The organism is Actinocatenispora thailandica (genome assembly GCF_016865425.1).
GTDB classification, from domain to species: Bacteria; Actinomycetota; Actinomycetes; order Mycobacteriales; family Micromonosporaceae; genus Actinocatenispora; species Actinocatenispora thailandica.
The window spans coordinates 6,902,179-6,918,120 of sequence record NZ_AP023355.1; the positions used below are offsets into that span (position 1 = coordinate 6,902,179).

Sequence of the window (15,942 nt, forward strand, 5' to 3'; positions counted from 1 at the left end):
GGACCGCCCGGGAGGCCGCCGGCTGACCGGCCCGCGATGGCGGACCGGCCCGACACCGGAGCGGGTCAGATGACGCCGGACTCCCACCACCAGCTGCGGCCGAACTCGGCCTGGCTGTCCACGTGCTGGTGGTCGATGGTGTACCGCTCCAGCCCGGAGAAGCCGCAGGTCTCGGCGTGCTGGTAGATGACCCGGTTGGCGAGGCCGGCCACGTACATGTCGGCCGCCGCGCCGTAGGTGTGCATGCTGCCCACGATGCCGCCGACATCGGCGTTGTGCTGCTTGTTGCGGAAGCCGGAGTTGATGTGGATCGGCAGGTTGCCGATCTTGACCCGCAGCGCCTCCAGCTTGTACATGGTCCGCCGGACGTTCTCCTGCGCGCTCGCGGCGCTGACCGCACCACCGGCGAAGCTCGACGTGTAGCTGTCCCACATCTCGCTCCAGGCGAAGTGCGCGGTGGAGCCGTCGCCCTTGGCCAGCGCGTTCAGCTTGGCCTGGGTGTTCGGGCCGACGACGCCGTCGACGGCCAGCCCGTACGCGCGCTGGAACCGTTCCACCGCACCGAAGGTGGCCGGGCCGAACTGCCCGTCCACCGCGATGTAGACCTTCGCGGCGGACGACGCGGCCCAGCCGGCGACCCGGATCTGCAGTTCCCGCACGGCCGTACCGGAGGCGCCCTGGCGCAGCGTGCCGCCCCACGGGTACGCCTGGGCCGGCGCGGCGAGCAGCGGTCCGGCCACGGCACCGGCGCCGACGGCCAGCACGCCGGCGGCCGCGGTACGCAGCAGTCGCCGGCGGGATGGTGCGAACGGGGATCTGTCCGTCATGGTCACTCCTTGCGCGAGAAGAGCGAATGATGACGGAATCGTGGCGTATGGCGTAGAACCGGCGCCAGCAGGTCTAGGGAGATCCCGCGCAACCGAGACCACGCGAAGCCAGCACCACCGCGGGCCGGCGGCCACCGCGAAGCCAGGGCCACCGCGGAGCCGGCGGCCACCGCGCCAAGCCAGCACCACCGCGGAGCCGGCGGCCACCGCGGGATCAGAGGCCGAGGTCGCGGGCGATCAGCAGCCGCTGCACCTCGCTCGTGCCCTCACCGATCTCCAGGATCTTGGCGTCCCGCCACATCCGGGCGACCGGGAACTCGTTCATGAACCCGTACCCGCCGTGGATCTGGGTCGCCTCGCGCGCGTTGGTGACCGCGGACTCGGACGCGTAGAGCTTGGCGATCGCCGCCTCGGTCTTGAACTCCTCGCCGGCGAGCATCCGGGCCGCGGCGTCGTAGTAGGCCAGCCGGGCGGTGTGCGCGCGCAGCTTCATGTCCGCGATCTTGAACTGGATCGCCTGGTAGTCACCGATCTCGTGGCCGAACGCGGAACGCTGCTTGGCGTAGGCGACGGACTCGTCCACGCAGCCCTGGGCCAGGCCGACCGACAGCGCCGCGATCGCGATCCGGCCCTCGTCGAGGATCCGCAGGAACTGCGCGTACCCGCGGCCCCGCTCGCCGACCAGGTTCGCCGCCGGCACCCGACAGTCCACGAAGGACAGTTCGTGGGTGTCCGAGGCGCACCAGCCGACCTTGGAGTACTTCGGGCCGACGGTGAACCCGGGAGTACCGCTGGGGACCAGGATCGACGAGATCTCGGGCCGGCCGTCGGCCTTCCGGCCGGTGACGGCGGTGACCGTGACGAAGTCGGTGATGTCGGTACCGGAGTTGGTGATGAACGACTTGCTGCCGTTGATGACCCAGGTGTCGCCGTCCAGCTCGGCCCGGGTCCTGGTGGCCCCGGCGTCCGAACCGCCGCCCGGCTCGGTGAGCCCGAACCCGGCGAGCGCCTCGCCCCGGCACAGCCGCGGCAGCCATCGGCGCTTCTGCTCCTCGGTACCGAAGCGGAAGATCGGCATCGCACCAAGGGAGACGCCGGCCTCCAGGGTGATCGCCACCGACGAGTCGACCCGGGCCAGCTCCTCCAGCGCCAGGCACAGCGCGAAGTAGTCGCCGCCCATCCCGCCGTACTCCTCCGGGAAGGGCAGGCCGAACAGGCCCATCTCCCCCATCCGCTTCACCACCGGATAGGGGAACTCCTCGCGCTCGTAGCAGTCGCCGATCACCGGCGCGACCACCTCGGTGGCGAAGTCACGGACCGATTCGCGGAGCGCCGCCTGCTCCTCGCTGAGCCGAAATTCCATCGTGGACGCTCCTTGTGGGTGCGTTTCGGCCCCACCCGCCGGTCGGCGGGCCGGGGTCAGACCGGGGTGACGCCGTGCCGGCGGTCGGCGAAGTCGCGGCCCTTGCCGGCAGCCGCGGCGTACCGGGCGATCAGCTCGGCGCGCAGCTCGTCCGGCTCGACGACGGTGTCCACCACCAGCTCACCGGCCAGCCGCAGCACGTCGATGTCCGCCTCGTACTCGGCCCGCTTGGCGGCGACGAAGTCGGCCCGCTCGGCCTCCGGCAGCGCGGCGATCTTCCGCGCGTACACCGCGTTGACGGCCGCGTCCGCACCCATCACCGCGATCTTCGCGGTGGGCAGCGCGATCGTCGCGTCCGGTTCGAAGCCGGGGCCGGCCATCGCGTAGAGGCCCGCGCCGTACGCCTTGCGCACCACCACGCACATCTTCGGCACCGTCGCCCGGGCCACCGCGCTGATCATCTTGGCGCCGTGCCGGATGATGCCGGCCTTCTCCACCGCGGTACCGACCATGAAGCCGGGCACGTCGGACAGGAACAGCAGCGGCACGTTGAACGCGTCGCACAGCTCGATGAACCGGGTCGCCTTGTCCGCGGAGTCGATGAACAGCACCCCGCCCTTGAACATCGAGTTGTTCGCGACGACGCCGACCACCCGGCCGTCCAGCCGGCCGAAGCCGATCGTCACCTCGCGCGCCCACAGCGCCTGGATCTCGAAGAACGAGCCGGCGTCCAGCAACCCCTTGACGTACCGGCGCATGTCGAACGCCTGCCGCTCGGACGCCGGGACCAGCTTGGCCAGGTCGACGTCCGGTGCGGCGACCGGCTCGGCGGTCGGCGGCTGCTGCCGCCAGTTCGACGGCAGGTAGCTCAGGTAGCCGCGGACCACCTGCAGCGCGGCCGGTTCGTCCTTGACGAGGAAGTGCCCGACGCCGGACTCCTTGCAGTGCACGGCCGCGCCGCCCATGGCCTCCAGCGTGGTCTGCTCGCCGGTGACCATCTCGACCATCCGGTCGGAGCCCAGGTACATCGAGGCGTTGCCCTCGACCATCACGACCACGTCGCAGAACGCCGGGATGTACGCCCCGCCGGCGGCGCTCGGCCCGAACAGCGCGCAGATCTGCGGGATCGAGCCGGACGCGCGCACCTGCTCGTGGAAGATCCGGCCGGCGCCGCGGCGCCCGGGGAACAGCTCGACCTGGTCGGTGATCCGGGCCCCGGCCGAGTCGACCAGGTAGATCATCGGCACCCGTTCGGCGTATGCCCGCTCGATGACCCGGATGATCTTCTCCACGGTGCGGGCGCCCCAAGAGCCGGCCTTGACCGTGGAGTCGTTCGCCATCAGTCGCACCGGGCGGCCGTCGACGGTGGCCCGGCCGGTGAGCACGCCGTCCGCCGGCAACCCCTCGGCCCGGGCGTTGGCGAGCATCCCGTCCTCGACGAAGCTGCCCGGGTCGACCAGCAGCGCCACCCGTTCCCGGGCGAACAGCTTGCCGCGTGCCCGGTTCGCCTCGTGGTACTTCTCGGCGCCGCCCGCGGCGATCCGCTTGCGCAGCCGCGCCAGCTCGGCAGCTGGATCCTCCGGCATCGACACCGGCGCCTCCGATCGATCACACCTACGTGTACGTAGCTGAACGATCGTTAGGGTAGCTCAGTCGGCGTCCCGGCACCATCCGTACCGCCGGACGGGAGCGCGACAGGACCTCCGCACGACGACGGGCCCCCGCACCGTGGCGAGGACCCGTCGAGGCAGTGCCGTGAGTGACATCAGCGGCATGTGCAGTTATGTGAGACGGGGTCGGTTGGGGGCTACCCCGGTACGTTCGGGACCCGGCCCCGACCTGGGTCGGGGCCGGGCTTCAGAGAATCAGTGCTGGGCGGCGACCGCGGTCGAGCTGCCGTTGACGCCCACGCCGACGCCGAGCACGCCGACGCCGTTGCCGGCCACGTTCACCGGAACCTGGATCGGCGCGTGCACCTGGGTGCCGTTCGCGATCCCGGAGTTACCGGCGGAGACCATGTCGGTGCCGTGCGACGCGGCCATCGCGGGCAGCGTGTTCGCGGTCTTGGCCGGCTTCGCGGCCTCGGCGCCCTCGGTGGACGACGCCATCGAGTGGTAGCCGCCGTGGTGGCCGTCCTCGCTGTGCGACACCGCGGCCGCGCCGCAGTTGCCGGAGATGCCGATCCCGGCACCCAGCACGCCCACGCCGTTGCCGCACACGTTCACCGGAACCTGGATCGGCGCGTTCAGCTGGGTGCCGTTCAGGATGCCCTTGTTGGCGGCCGACACCATGTCGGTGCTCTCCTGCGCCGACTCGGTACGGTGCGCGACCGAGGTGCAGTCGCCGGACACGCCCGCGCCCAGGCCGAGCACGCCCACGCCGTTGCCGCAGACGTTGACCGGAACCTGGATCGGCGCGTAGATCTGGGTGCCGTTCAGGATCCCGGCGTTGCCCACCGAGCCCATGTTGGTGCTCTCCGGCGACGCGTACGCCGACTCCTGCGCGGCGGCGACGCTGGTGCAGTCGCCGGAGACGCCGATCCCGGCGCCCAGCACGCCCACGCCGTTGCCGCACACGTTCAGCGGCACCTGGATCGGCACGTTCACCTGGGTGCCGTTGCCGATGCCCATGTTGCCGGCCGACACCATGTCGGTGCTCTCCTGCGCCGACTCGGCGCGGTGCGCCACCGCGGTGCTGGAGCCGTTCACGCCGATGCCGACGCCGGCCACGCCGACCCCGTTACCGGCCACGTTCGCCGGCACCTGGACCGGGATGTCGGCCTGCGTGCCGTTCCCGATGCCCTTGTTGTCGGCGGAAACCAGGTTGGTGCTCTCGGCGCGGTCCGCGACCGAGGTGCTGCTGCCGTTCACGCCCAGCCCGACGCCGGCGACGCCGACCCCGTTGCCGGCCACGTTCGCGGGAACCTGCACGGGGGCGACCACCTGGGTGCCGTTCGCGATCCCGGAGTTACCGGCGGAGACGGCGTTGCTGGCGTGGGCCATGCTGGCGCCGGCCAGCAGGAAACCCGCGGAGAGGATCCCGACCCGGGCGGTACGACGAACCCATGTCTTCATGAGGAAATGCCTTCCGAATTTCGTGGATGAATGCAACAGGAATTACCGTCGGGCAGCGTGCACCCAACATCGAACAATCAATTACTGAATTGAGCGGGATGGTCGCTTTCACGAGCGGCACAGTGCTGTGACGAGCGAACCGTTGCCTTGCTGGAAAAGCTCGGCGGGTGTCGTTCCCGCTCAGTCTGGTGAGACGACCGGGTCGGCCTCGGAAAGGCGAGGCAACCCGATCGGTGCCGCGGCCGGCCCGACCCGCAGGGCCTGGTTTCCGATCGCGGCGTACGGCCCGGTCGGCGCGAAGGCACCGCCGTGCGCGTGGGAGGCCGCCGAGACGGCGGATCCTCCGTTGGTGATCCCCGTACCGAGTGGTGCCGGTGCGGGGGCTCCCGGTGTCGAGTCGTCGACACCGAGGGACCGGAAGCCGGCGCTGTCCGCTTCGGTACCCGTCCAGGTCGCGAACGGGTGCGACGCGCAGCGCGACGCCGGTACGGCCGGTCGGGCGAGCCCGCCGGCGGGCAGGTGCCGACCCAGCCACGACGCCTGGTGCGGCGCCGCGAGAGTCGGCACGCCGAATCCGGACAGCGGACCGACACCACCCGTCAGCACGCCTGTCACCGGGGTCGCAACGCCGTCGGTCATCCCTGGGAGCGGATGCACGACGGCGCCCAACAGGCCGGTCACCGGGCGCGTGGCAGAGACGAGTGGGCCGGTCAGGGTGTCCGTGACGGGCCGGGTGGTGGCTGCGACGGTCGAGGTGACGGGTCGGGTGACGTCCGCCAGTGCGCCGATCACCGGGCTCTGGTTGAGCCCACCGGCGATCGGTCCCACCGCGGTCGTCACCGGCCCGGTCACCGGACGTGTCGCGTCCGCCACCGGTCCGAGCACGGGACGGGTCGCGTCGGCCAGCTGGCCGAGCGGCGCCGGTCCGGATGCCCCGGCGGCTGGTGTGCCGCCCGGGGTGGTGGCCGAGTCCGTCGACGGACGGTTCGGCCGGGTGCAGGCCGGGCCGGCCTGCGGGTTCGTCGGCGCAGCCGCACCGTGCCGGGCGGAACCCGCCGAGCACGTGGAGTTGGCGACCTGTGCGGTGCGCGTGGCGTTCCCGTGGTGCGAACCGGCAGCGTGCCGGTCGCACGTCTCTTCTCCGGCGGCGGTGCCGCCGGAAGTCTGGTTGTCGCCTGCGGTCAGGCTGTGCAGCGTCGAACCGACGGCGTGCGTGGTGGCCGGGAGCAGACCGGCCTGGCAGCTCGACGCCGCGGCGCTGTCGTCGTGCGCGGGCGACGCGCTGGCGACCTGGCTACCCAGGAACCAGGCGGCACCAGCGGCACCGGCGAGGACGAGGGCCCGCAGGCCGTACCGAAGGGCGCGGGAGCGGCGCGCGGTCGCGGGTGCCGAGCAGCGCTGGTCGCGCTCTCCGCCTCGCGTCCGATCGCTCATCTACGCAGCACCTTTCATGGCTTTTATGGCCTTCGTCCCGGTAGAGATCATGCCGGAAAAGCAGCGTGTTCGCAACCGATTGTGCAAGTCGCGGCACGATCTGTAGAACTCAACGAGAACCGTCGATCGGGGTCACGCCGAGATCCAGAAAAAATCGAACGCTCCGCAATGAACGGATGCCAGTGCGGTACCGCACTGCACGTTGCCACCGCCCCCGGGAACGGGGATGGTGCTGGAAGGCCCCGGTTGGGCAGGAGGTGAGCATGGGTGTCTCGTACGCGGTCGGGCTGCCGAACGTCGGCGAGTTCGGCGACCCGCGCACACTGCTGGAACTGGCCGTCGCGGCCGAGGAGAGTGGCTGGCACGGCGTGTTCGTCTGGGACCACGTGCTCTACCACCAGCCGGACTGGCCGGTCGCGAACTCGATCGTGGTGCTGTCCGCGATCGCCGCACGTACCCAGCGGATCCGGCTGGCGCCGCTGATGACCGCGCTGCCCCGGCGCCGGGTGCAGGTGGTCGCGCGCGAGATCGCCACCCTGGACGTGCTGTCCGGCGGCCGGACCATCTTCGGCGCCGGCCTCGGCTCGATGGACCGGGAGTACGCGGCGTTCGGGGAGAACGCGTCGCTGCGGGCCCGGGCCCGGCGGCTGGACGCTTCGCTGTCCGTACTGGCCGACCTGTGGGCCGGCGAGGCCGTCAGCCGCGGCGACCCGGTACCGGTCGAGCAGGTCAGCATGCGCCCCACCCCGGTGCAGCAGCCCCGCCCACCGATCTGGTGCGCCGGCCGCTGGCCCGCCACCGCCGGCTTCCGCCGCGCCGCCGCCTGGGACGGCGTGCTGCCCACGCACACCGACTACGGGCGCGGCACGATCATGCCGGCCGGCACGCTGGGCGAGATCCGCGACCTGATCGCCACCCGGCGAAGCGGCATGCAGGGCTTCGACATCGCGCTGGAGGGCCGCACCGAGCCGGCGACCGCCACCGAGACGATCAGGCCGTACGTGCGGGGCGGGCTGACCTGGTGGGTGGAGGCGATGGGCTGGTGGCGCGGCGGCGTCCGGGAGGCCTGGGCCCGCATCCTCGCCGGCCCACCCGACTCCCCCTGACTCCCGGCACCCCGAATCGGGCGCCGCCCGCGCCGGCTCAGGCGGGGATGGTGCGGTAGCGGGGGCCGGCCCGCAGCACGCCGGACGGCAGCTCGCGGCCGACGATGTCCTGCGCCATCGCGGCGACCTCGACCAGCGCGTCCAGGTCGATGCCGGTCTCGATGCCCATGTCGGTCAGCATGTGGACGACCTCCTCGGTCGCCACGTTGCCGGTGGCGCCCGGCGCGTACGGGCAGCCGCCGAGGCCACCGACGCTCGCGTCGAACTCGGTGACGCCCAGTTCCATCGCGGTCAGGATGTTCGCCAGGCCGGTGCCCCTGGTGTTGTGGAAGTGCAGCAGCATCGGGATGTCGGGCTGCCGGTCCCGGACCGCGGTGACCAGGTCGGTGACCCGGCGCGGCGTGGCCATCCCGGTGGTGTCGCCGAACGCGACCCGATCCGCGCCGTCGGCGACCACCCTGTCCACGATGGACGCGACCCGGGCCGGCGCGACGTCCCCCTCGTACGGGCAGCCGAAGCTGGTCGCGACGATCACCTCGACCCGGGCGTTCTCGTTGTGCAGCAACGTGATCAGCTCGGCGATGTCGGCGAGCGACTCGTCGGTGGACCGGTTCACGTTCTTCCGGTTGTGGGTGTCGCTGGCCGACACGACGACCTCGATGTCGGTGAACCCGGCGGAAAGCGCGCGCCGCGCGCCGCGCGAGTTCGGTACCAGTGCCGAGTAGCGGACCGCCGGGTCGTGCTTGCTGCCCGACCACACCTCGTCCGCGTCGGCCATCTGCGGGATCGCCCTGGGATGCACGAAGCTGACCGCCTCGATCCGGCGGATCCCGGTGCGCGGCAACGCATTTAGCAGCCGGATCTTGGCTTCGGTCGGTACCGGGTCCTCGTTCTGCAGCCCGTCTCGCGGGCCGACCTCCCGGATCGACACCCGCGCCGGCAGCTCGGTCATCCCGCTTCCTCCTTCGTGGACCGTCGTGGTCAGCTGCGCATCCTGCCGATGATGCCGGTGTCGTACTCCCCGGCGACGAACTCGGCGTTGTCCAGCAGTTCGGCGAAGAACGGCAGGTTGTTCTTGGGCCCCTCGATCCGGAACCCGGCGACCGCCTCGCGGGCGCGCGCGAGCACCGCGTCGCGGTCCGGGCCGGACACGATCAGCTTGGCCAGCAGCGAGTCGTACGCCGGGGTCACGGTGGTGCCGGCGGCATAGCCGGAATCGACGCGTACCCCCTCGCCGGTCGGCTCGGTCCAGGTGCGCACCGGCCCCGGGCCGGGCAGGAACCGCTTCGGGTCCTCCGCGTTGACCCGAAGTTCCAGCGCGTGCCCGGTGATCGCCAGCGCGGCCGGGTCGAAGCCGGGGTCCTCGCCGGACGCGATCCGCAGCTGCGCCTCGACCAGGTCGATGCCCAGCGTCGCCTCGGTGATCGGGTGCTCGACCTGCAGCCGGGTGTTCATCTCCAGGAAGAAGAAGTCGCCGGAGTCGGGGTCCAGCAGGCATTCGACGGTACCCGCGTTGCGGTAGCCGACGGTCTCACCGGCCAGCTGCGCGGCGCCCAGCAGCCGGGCCCGCAGCTCCGGCGACACGGCCGGGGACGGCGCCTCCTCGGCGACCTTCTGGTTGCGCCGCTGCACCGAGCACTCGCGCTCGCCGAGCGCGACGACCCGGCCGTCGGCCAGGCCGAGGATCTGCACCTCGATGTGCCGCACCCGGGGAAGTACCGCTCGATCAGCACGCTGCCGTCGCCGAACATCCGCTCCGCGAACGCGGTGATCTTCGCGTACTGGCCGCGCAGCTCGGTCTCGTCGGCCGCGGCGGCCATGCCCATCCCGCCGCCGCCCGCCGCCGCCTTCACCATCACCGGGTAGCCGATCGCGGTCGCGGCGTCGACCGCCGCGTCCACCCCGGCCAGCGGGGCGGTGGTACCGGGCGAGACGGGGACGCCGGCCGCGGACATCAGGTTCCGCGCGTTGATCTTGTCGCCCATCTGCTGGATCGCGTCGGCGGTCGGGCCGACCCAGATCAGCCCGGCGTCCTCGACGGCGCGGGCGAAGCCGGCGTTCTCGGACAGGAAGCCGTACCCGGGGTGGATCGCGGCGGCGTTCGTCTTCCGCGCGGCGTCGAGGACCGCCTCGACGTTGCGGTACGCCTGCGGCGCGCCGATGTCGACGGACTCGTCGGCGTCGGCCACGAAGGGCAGGTCGGCGTCCAGCTCGGAGTGCACCGCAATGGTGCGCACCCCGAGCCGGCGCGCGGTGCGGATGATCCGCCGCGCGATCTCCCCGCGGTTGGCGATCAGCAGCGACTCGATCACGTGCCCTCCTGCCGTTCCCGGTATCGGCTTGAACGATCGTTAGGGTACCCCGGCGTCCGGGCGGTGAGCGGCCCGCGCTCGGCGCCGTTCGCCGGGATCGGAGGCTCGGCCAACCGGACAACGGCACCGAAGCCGCTATCCGGGTCAAAACGGGCTTGTTACCAGCGAGAAACTACGCGCAGCGACGAAACTGCATGTCGTACTTCCTGGCCCCGGGCGTTACCGGCCCGGACGATCGTTGTGCGGTTGCTGCCGGTGCCGGGTGCAGGATCCGGGCCGAACGGGGGGCGGCCTGACTCCTTTCCCCGGCACCGCAGCAGTCCGTCCACCCCCGCCGGATCCCGGCCGACGGTCACCACGCGCAGTCAGCGGATCAGCGCGCGCACCCGGGCCGCCGCCGCCGGCTCGGCCAGCTCGTCCAGCCGGGCCACCGCCCGCCGCAGCACGTCACGCGCGGTCGCCACCGAACCGGTCGCGATCAGCGCCCGGCCCAGCGCGGTCAACGCGGCCACCTCGTCCTCGGCCCGGCGCGCCCTGGCCGGCAACTCCTCGTACAGGGCGAGCGCCCGGCGGGCATGCTCGGCCGCGGCCCGGGGCCGCCCGAGCACCAGGCAGGTGTCCGCGAGTTCGCCCAACACGCTCACCTCGCCGCGCCGGTCGGCCAGCTCCCGGGTGATGCGTACCGCCCGGTCGTGCTCGGCCAGGGCGGCGTCCGGCCGGCCCAATCCGGCCAGCACCATGCCGAGCCGGCTCGCCACCGCCGCCTCGTACTGACCGCCGCCCAGCTCCCGGGCGATCCGTAACGCCTCGGTCAGGTGGCCGTACGCGGCCTCGTCCTCGCCGGCCTCGTGCTCGAGCTGGCCGAGATTGCCCAGCGCGGTGACCTGGGCGGACCGCGCATCGGCGGCGCGCGCGGCGGCGAGGCTGTCCAGCAGCGCACCGCGCGCCGCCTCGGTCCGATCCGACCGGGCGGCCGGCGACCGGCCCGCCTCGTACATCAGCCGGCGGCCGATGCTGTTCAGGATGCCGGCCTCGGCGTCCCGGGCTCCGGCGGCGCGGAACGCGGCGAGCGCCAGTTCCTGATGCCGGGCCGCCTCGTCCGGCCGGCGCTGCTCCAGCAGGGCGAACCCGAGCCGCTTCTGCTCGGTACCGACCAGCAGCGGATCTCCGGCGCGCTCGGCCAGCGTCACGGCACGGCGCGCCCCGCGCTCCAGCGCCACCAGGTCGCCCCGCAGGAACGGGTACAGGTTGACCAGGCTGGCCAGCCGCGCCGCGGGCAACGCGGGCGCCGGGACGCCGGGCTCGGTCGCGATCCGGCGCAGCAGCACGTCCAGCGCCGCCCACTCGACCCGGTACCAGGTGGCCGCCCGCTCCCGGGAGTCGAACGCGGGTCCGGGCGCCGGGGGCGGGAACGGCGGCCGGCTCGCCGGCCACAGCGCCAGATCCGCCTGGTACGCCGTGGCCGCCAGATGGTCGATCAGCCGGCCGAGCGCGGCCCGGGACTGCGCCGGGTCGAGTTCGTCGACGAGCAGCTCGCGGGCGAACGCGTGCAGCAGGTCGTGCTGCCGGTACCGGCCGAGCTCGGGGCTCTCCAGCAGGTGGGCGTCGACCAGCTGCTCCAGCAGGGCCTCGGTGTCGGCCTCCGACGCGCCGGCCAGCACGGCCGCGGCGCCGGTCGCGAGGTCGTGTCCCGGCCAGTGCCCGAGCAGCGCGAACAGGCGGGCCGCGGGTGCGGGCAGCCGGTCGTAGCTGACCCGGAACGACGCCCGGACGGCGAGGTCGCCGACGCGCAGCTCGTCCAGCTTGCGGCGGGACGCGGCGAGCCGGTCCGCGAGCGACGAGACGGTCCAGGCGGGACGGACGGCCAGCCGGGCGCCGACGATGCGCACCGCGAGCGGGAGCCGATCGCAGGCGGCGACCACCCGCGCAGCCGCGTCCGGCTCGTACGCCACGCGTTCGGCGCCGGCGATCCGGCCCAGCAGTACCGTCGCCTCCTCGTCGCCGAGCCGCCCGATCGGCACGTGCCGGGCGCCGACCAGGTCGGGCAGCCGGTACCGGCTGGTGACCAGCACCGCGGAGCCGGCGCCGGACGGCAGCAGTGGCCGGACCTGGGCGGCGTCGCGCGCGTCGTCGAGCAGTACCAGGACGCGGCGACCGGCGAGGGCGGTCCGGTACCGGCCGATCCGGGCGGACAGGTTCTCGCCCCGCTCACCGGGCTCGGCACCGAGCGCGGTCAGGAAACCGGACAGTGCGGACGCCGGGTCCACCCCGCCGGACCGGCTGCCGGCCAGGTCCAGGTAGAACTGCCCGTCCGGGTACCGGTGGCGCAGCAGGTGCGCGGCGTGCACGGCGAGCGCGGTCTTGCCGGCGCCACCGCCGCCGCCGAGCACCACGATGTGCACCCCGGCCTCGTCACCGGCCGCGAGGGCCTCGGTGAGCCGGGACAGCTCGGTGATCCGGCCGGTGAAGTCGGGCAGGTCGGTGGGCAGCTGGGCCGGCCCGGTGGTGTCGCCGGCCAACCGGCGACCGCGGGCGACCGCGCCGAAGCGTTCGGCGTCCAGGCCGGTCAGGCCGAGCGCGGCGGCGAGCCGGTCGACCGTGCCGCGCCGCGGCCGGGATGCCTCGCCGCGTTCCAGGTTGCTGAGCGCCCGGACGCTGAGCTGGGCACGTTCGGCCAGCTCCTCCTGGGTGAGGCCGGCCGCGTTCCGGGCGCTGGCGAGCACCTCGGCGAAGGACGCCTCGGCCGGCGAGTCGGGCTCCACGGAGTGAGATTATTTGCCCCGGCACCGACAGGGGCGGTGGCTCTGTCGGACTTCCGGCAAGAATTCACGCAGGTCACCGACGGTAACGGACTCTCGGTGATCAATCGTGCTCGCAGGGTCAGGAAAGCAGGGCGGCCCTGGTCGCCGCCCGGAGCAGCGCGGCACGCCGGTCCCGGTCCAGCTCGGCGCCGATGAACGGGGTCGAGTTCATCAGGCCGAACGCGGCGTGTGCGAGGACGCGGGCCGCCGGCCGCGCCAGCTCCGGCCGCAGCTCGGTGAGCACCTGCACCCACTCCTCCACGTACTGCCGCTGGAGCCGGCGGATCTCCCGCCGCGGCTCGTCCGGCAGCCGGTCCAGCTCGTGCAGGTGCAGGGTGATGACGGCGGGATTCTCCAGGGCGAACTGGACGTGGAAGTCGAGCAGCGCGTCCAGCGCCGTCTCCGGGTCGGCCGCGCCCTTGATCCGTTCCTGACTCGCGGCCAGCAGGTGCTCACTGACCGGGATCAGCGCCGCCGCCACCATCGACTCCTTGCCGGAGAAGTGGTGGTACAGCGCGGGGCCGGTGACACCCGCCGCCTTGCCGATCTCATCCATCGAGACGCCGTGGTAGCCGCGCCGCGCGAACAGGTCGACCGCGACGTCCAGAATCTCCTCGCGCCGCGACCGGCGCCCGTTCGATTGCCCGGCGGTCATCGCGCCAGCCTAGCCGCACCGCGAACCGCCGCCGGGTCGCACCGGCCGGTACCACGATGTGGTCGGTCAGCCGGCCAGGTGCTCCATCAGCGCCTGGAACGCCTCGCTCAGCACGATCGACACCTCGTCGCCGCTGACCTGCAGCTCGGCGGCCAGGTCCACGACGCCGTCGTGCCAGTGGTACAGCGCGGCGGCGATCGGCTTCTGCGCCCCGTCGTACTTGTCGAGCGCGGCGCCGGCGAGCACCCCACCCGCCGGGTACACGGTGCCGTCGGTCAGCGGGTGCACGTAGAGCACGCCCTCGGCCGGCACCGCGACCAGCGCCCCGTGCGGCCCGACCACCGGGTACCGGTCCAGCCAGAGCAGGTGCGCGCTGGTGTAGTCCTCGTCGCCGGCCAGCACCGCGATGTCGGCGCCGTCCATCACCTCCCGCTGCACCACCTCCAGCGGCTGCCCCGCCTGGAGGTTGGCCCGCCCCAGGTCGAGCAGCGCGTCGGCGCCCAACGCCCAGTCCGCGACCCGGTCGGCCGACAGCGTCAGCACCGTCGTCGGCTGGTCCACCACCAGGCACTCCTCGATGCCGGGCGCCACCGGTCGGCGCACCGGCACCAGCCCGTCCGGGATCTCCCGCTCGACCGGGTACAGCCGGATGCGCAGCTGCGACCGCAACTCGTCCAGGCCCGCGTCGGACGCCGAGTCGCTGTCGGCGTCGGACAGCTGGTCCAGGAACTCGTCGATCAGCTCCCGCCACTCGTCCCGCGGCGCCTGCTCGGCCCGCCGGCGCAGGTTGTCCAGCCAGATCGTCCAGGGCGTCCCGGTCGAGGCGCCGACGATCTCCACCTCGTCCGCGGACAGCACCGTCACCGCCAACCCGCGGTTCTTCGCACGCAGCCGGAACAGCCACAGCAACGGGTCGTCGTTCACGCTCACCTACCAGCTAGACGGTGTCCGGGATATCAGCACAGACTGCCAAGCCCGGACAACCACACCAGGTCAGCGCCGTCCGTACGATCGGTGATCCGCACCGTAAGCGTCCATAATGGACAGACCCACCGTCGTCCCGTCCCCGGCGGCGGCTCGCCGGCCGGTACGGCGGGCAGCCTGCGTGACCACCAGCACGGGGACGACACACGGCAGAGCGCTAGGGTGGGTCGATGGGCGTGGGGATTGGTGAGGATCCGCTGGCGGGGCGGCTGGTGCGGCTGCGCGCGGTGAGCGAGGCCGACCTGCCGACGCTGGCGAGATGGTGGGTGGATCCGGCGGTGGCCACCTTCCAGGACGGCGGTCCGGTGCACCCGAAGCCGGCCGCGAAGGTCATCGAGATACTGCGGTCGTGGAGCACGAACGAGTCGCTCGACGTCGGCCTCGCGGTGACCACGCTGGACGGCGAGCTGGCCGGACACGCCGCGCTGCACGAGATCCGGCCGAAGGACCGGGTCGGCACGTACGGGATCATGATCGGCCCGGAGTTCCAGAACCGCGGCCTCGGCACCGACACCACCCAGGTGATGCTGCGGTACGGGTTCACCGAGCTCAACCTGCGCCGCATCCAGCTGCTCGTGTTCGGCTACAACGAGCGCGCGATCGCCGCCTACCGCAAGGCCGGATTCCGGGAGGAGGGCCGCCGCCGGGAAGCGACGTTTCGTGGCGGCCGCTACCACGACGAGGTGATCATGGGCGTGTTGCGCCGGGAGTGGTCCGAGCCGGACTGACGCTGTCCACTGTGGATCGCGCGGGGTCGGGTCGTGGCGCGGCCCGACCGGCCCGCGGCAGGCGGCCGCACCGGTTCGGTGGCGGCCGGGCCCGGACTCGGCGGCGACCGGCACCCGCGGGTGAGCGCCTCCCCCGGCGCGGGAGCCGACGGGCCACCCCGGCCGGCCACGCTGGCGACATGACCACCATCGAGCACCAGCCGCCGCCTTCGACCGGGTACCGCCGGGTCGCCGCGGTTCGCCGCTGGGCGAGCCGGATCGGCGCCGTCGCCCTGGTCGGCATCGGCATCGCCCACACCGCCGTCAACGGGTACAGCTACCTGACCCACCGGGACGGCACCCTGGCGCTGTTCCTCGCGTTCGGGCTCGGCGTCAGTGTGCTGGCCTTCGCCCTCGCGGCCGTCGCCTGGCGCTACGGCCGCCCGGCTGGCCAGCCGGGTACCGGTACCGCGGCGCGGATTCTCGTCGCGGTCGCCGCCGTACTGCTCTGCATCACCGCCGCCCAGGTGCTTCGCAACGACCCGTCGGTGGTGTGGCTGCCGCTCGGGCCGGGCCCCTGGTCGGTACTGGGCGGGCCGGTCCTGGTGCTCGCGGCGTGCTGCCCACGGCGCCGCGCCCGAGCCTGACCACGGCGCCTCGCACCGGACCGGTCACCCGC

Annotated in this window: 13 protein-coding genes and 1 pseudogene; 4 read left to right on the plus strand and 10 right to left on the minus strand. The window is 72.9% G+C overall.

Going from position 1 to position 15,942, the window contains the following annotated elements; genetic code table 11:
- Window positions 1-65 precede the first annotated feature (65 nt).
- The 5 genes from Athai_RS31215 to Athai_RS31235 form a co-directional block, all read right to left on the minus strand.
- Window positions 66-827 carry a D-Ala-D-Ala carboxypeptidase family metallohydrolase gene (locus Athai_RS31215; protein ID WP_203964800.1) on the minus strand — a complete coding sequence of 254 codons (762 nt, stop codon included), beginning with the start codon at window positions 825-827 and terminating at the stop codon, window positions 66-68.
- Between the two features lie 214 nt (window positions 828-1,041).
- Complete coding sequence (locus Athai_RS31220; RefSeq protein WP_203964801.1) at window positions 1,042-2,190, minus strand: acyl-CoA dehydrogenase family protein; 1,149 nt, start codon at window positions 2,188-2,190, stop codon at window positions 1,042-1,044.
- A gap of 56 nt (window positions 2,191-2,246) precedes the next feature.
- Window positions 2,247-3,776 (minus strand): acyl-CoA carboxylase subunit beta, encoded by a 1,530-nt coding sequence (locus Athai_RS31225; RefSeq protein ID WP_203966525.1) that lies wholly within the window; start codon window positions 3,774-3,776, stop codon window positions 2,247-2,249.
- 279 nt (window positions 3,777-4,055) lie between these two features.
- Window positions 4,056-5,264 carry a chaplin family protein gene (locus Athai_RS31230; protein ID WP_203964802.1) on the minus strand — a complete coding sequence of 403 codons (1,209 nt, stop codon included), beginning with the start codon at window positions 5,262-5,264 and terminating at the stop codon, window positions 4,056-4,058.
- Window positions 5,265-5,444: 180 nt separating this feature from the next.
- A complete protein-coding gene (locus tag Athai_RS31235; RefSeq protein WP_203964803.1) occupies window positions 5,445-5,903 on the minus strand; it encodes a hypothetical protein in 459 nt (152 codons plus the stop codon).
- An 82-nt stretch (window positions 5,904-5,985) separates the two neighbouring features.
- Here Athai_RS31235 and Athai_RS31240 point away from each other — a divergent pair, with 82 nt between their 5' ends.
- Both Athai_RS31240 and Athai_RS31245 read left to right on the plus strand, forming a co-directional pair.
- A complete protein-coding gene (locus Athai_RS31240; RefSeq protein WP_203964804.1) occupies window positions 5,986-6,804 on the plus strand; it encodes a hypothetical protein in 819 nt (272 codons plus the stop codon).
- 157 nt (window positions 6,805-6,961) lie between these two features.
- Entirely contained in the window at window positions 6,962-7,804 is an 843-nt protein-coding gene (locus tag Athai_RS31245) for an LLM class flavin-dependent oxidoreductase (protein WP_203964805.1), read from the plus strand.
- Between the two features lie 37 nt (window positions 7,805-7,841).
- Here the strand turns inward: Athai_RS31245 and Athai_RS31250 are convergent, their stop codons facing one another.
- The 5 genes and pseudogenes from Athai_RS31250 to Athai_RS31270 all read right to left on the minus strand — a co-directional run bounded on the left by Athai_RS31250 (window position 7,842) and on the right by Athai_RS31270 (window position 14,502).
- Complete coding sequence (locus Athai_RS31250) at window positions 7,842-8,756, minus strand: hydroxymethylglutaryl-CoA lyase (RefSeq protein ID WP_203964806.1); 915 nt, start codon at window positions 8,754-8,756, stop codon at window positions 7,842-7,844.
- Window positions 8,757-8,785: 29 nt separating this feature from the next.
- A pseudogene (locus tag Athai_RS31255) lies at window positions 8,786-10,116 on the minus strand (acetyl-CoA carboxylase biotin carboxylase subunit).
- A gap of 365 nt (window positions 10,117-10,481) precedes the next feature.
- Window positions 10,482-12,878 carry an ATP-binding protein gene (locus Athai_RS31260; protein WP_203964807.1) on the minus strand — a complete coding sequence of 799 codons (2,397 nt, stop codon included), beginning with the start codon at window positions 12,876-12,878 and terminating at the stop codon, window positions 10,482-10,484.
- A gap of 118 nt (window positions 12,879-12,996) precedes the next feature.
- Window positions 12,997-13,572 carry a TetR/AcrR family transcriptional regulator gene (locus Athai_RS31265; RefSeq protein WP_203964808.1) on the minus strand — a complete coding sequence of 192 codons (576 nt, stop codon included), beginning with the start codon at window positions 13,570-13,572 and terminating at the stop codon, window positions 12,997-12,999.
- 66 nt (window positions 13,573-13,638) lie between these two features.
- A complete protein-coding gene (locus Athai_RS31270; RefSeq protein ID WP_203964809.1) occupies window positions 13,639-14,502 on the minus strand; it encodes a hypothetical protein in 864 nt (287 codons plus the stop codon).
- 224 nt (window positions 14,503-14,726) lie between these two features.
- Between Athai_RS31270 and Athai_RS31275 the strand changes: the two genes are divergently transcribed.
- Both Athai_RS31275 and Athai_RS31280 read left to right on the plus strand, forming a co-directional pair.
- Window positions 14,727-15,284, plus strand: a complete 558-nt coding sequence (locus tag Athai_RS31275; RefSeq protein ID WP_203964810.1) for a GNAT family N-acetyltransferase — start codon at window positions 14,727-14,729, stop codon at window positions 15,282-15,284.
- Window positions 15,285-15,463: 179 nt separating this feature from the next.
- Window positions 15,464-15,910, plus strand: coding sequence for a hypothetical protein (locus Athai_RS31280; protein WP_203964811.1), 447 nt, complete (start codon window positions 15,464-15,466; stop codon window positions 15,908-15,910).
- Window positions 15,911-15,942: the final 32 nt, after the last annotated feature.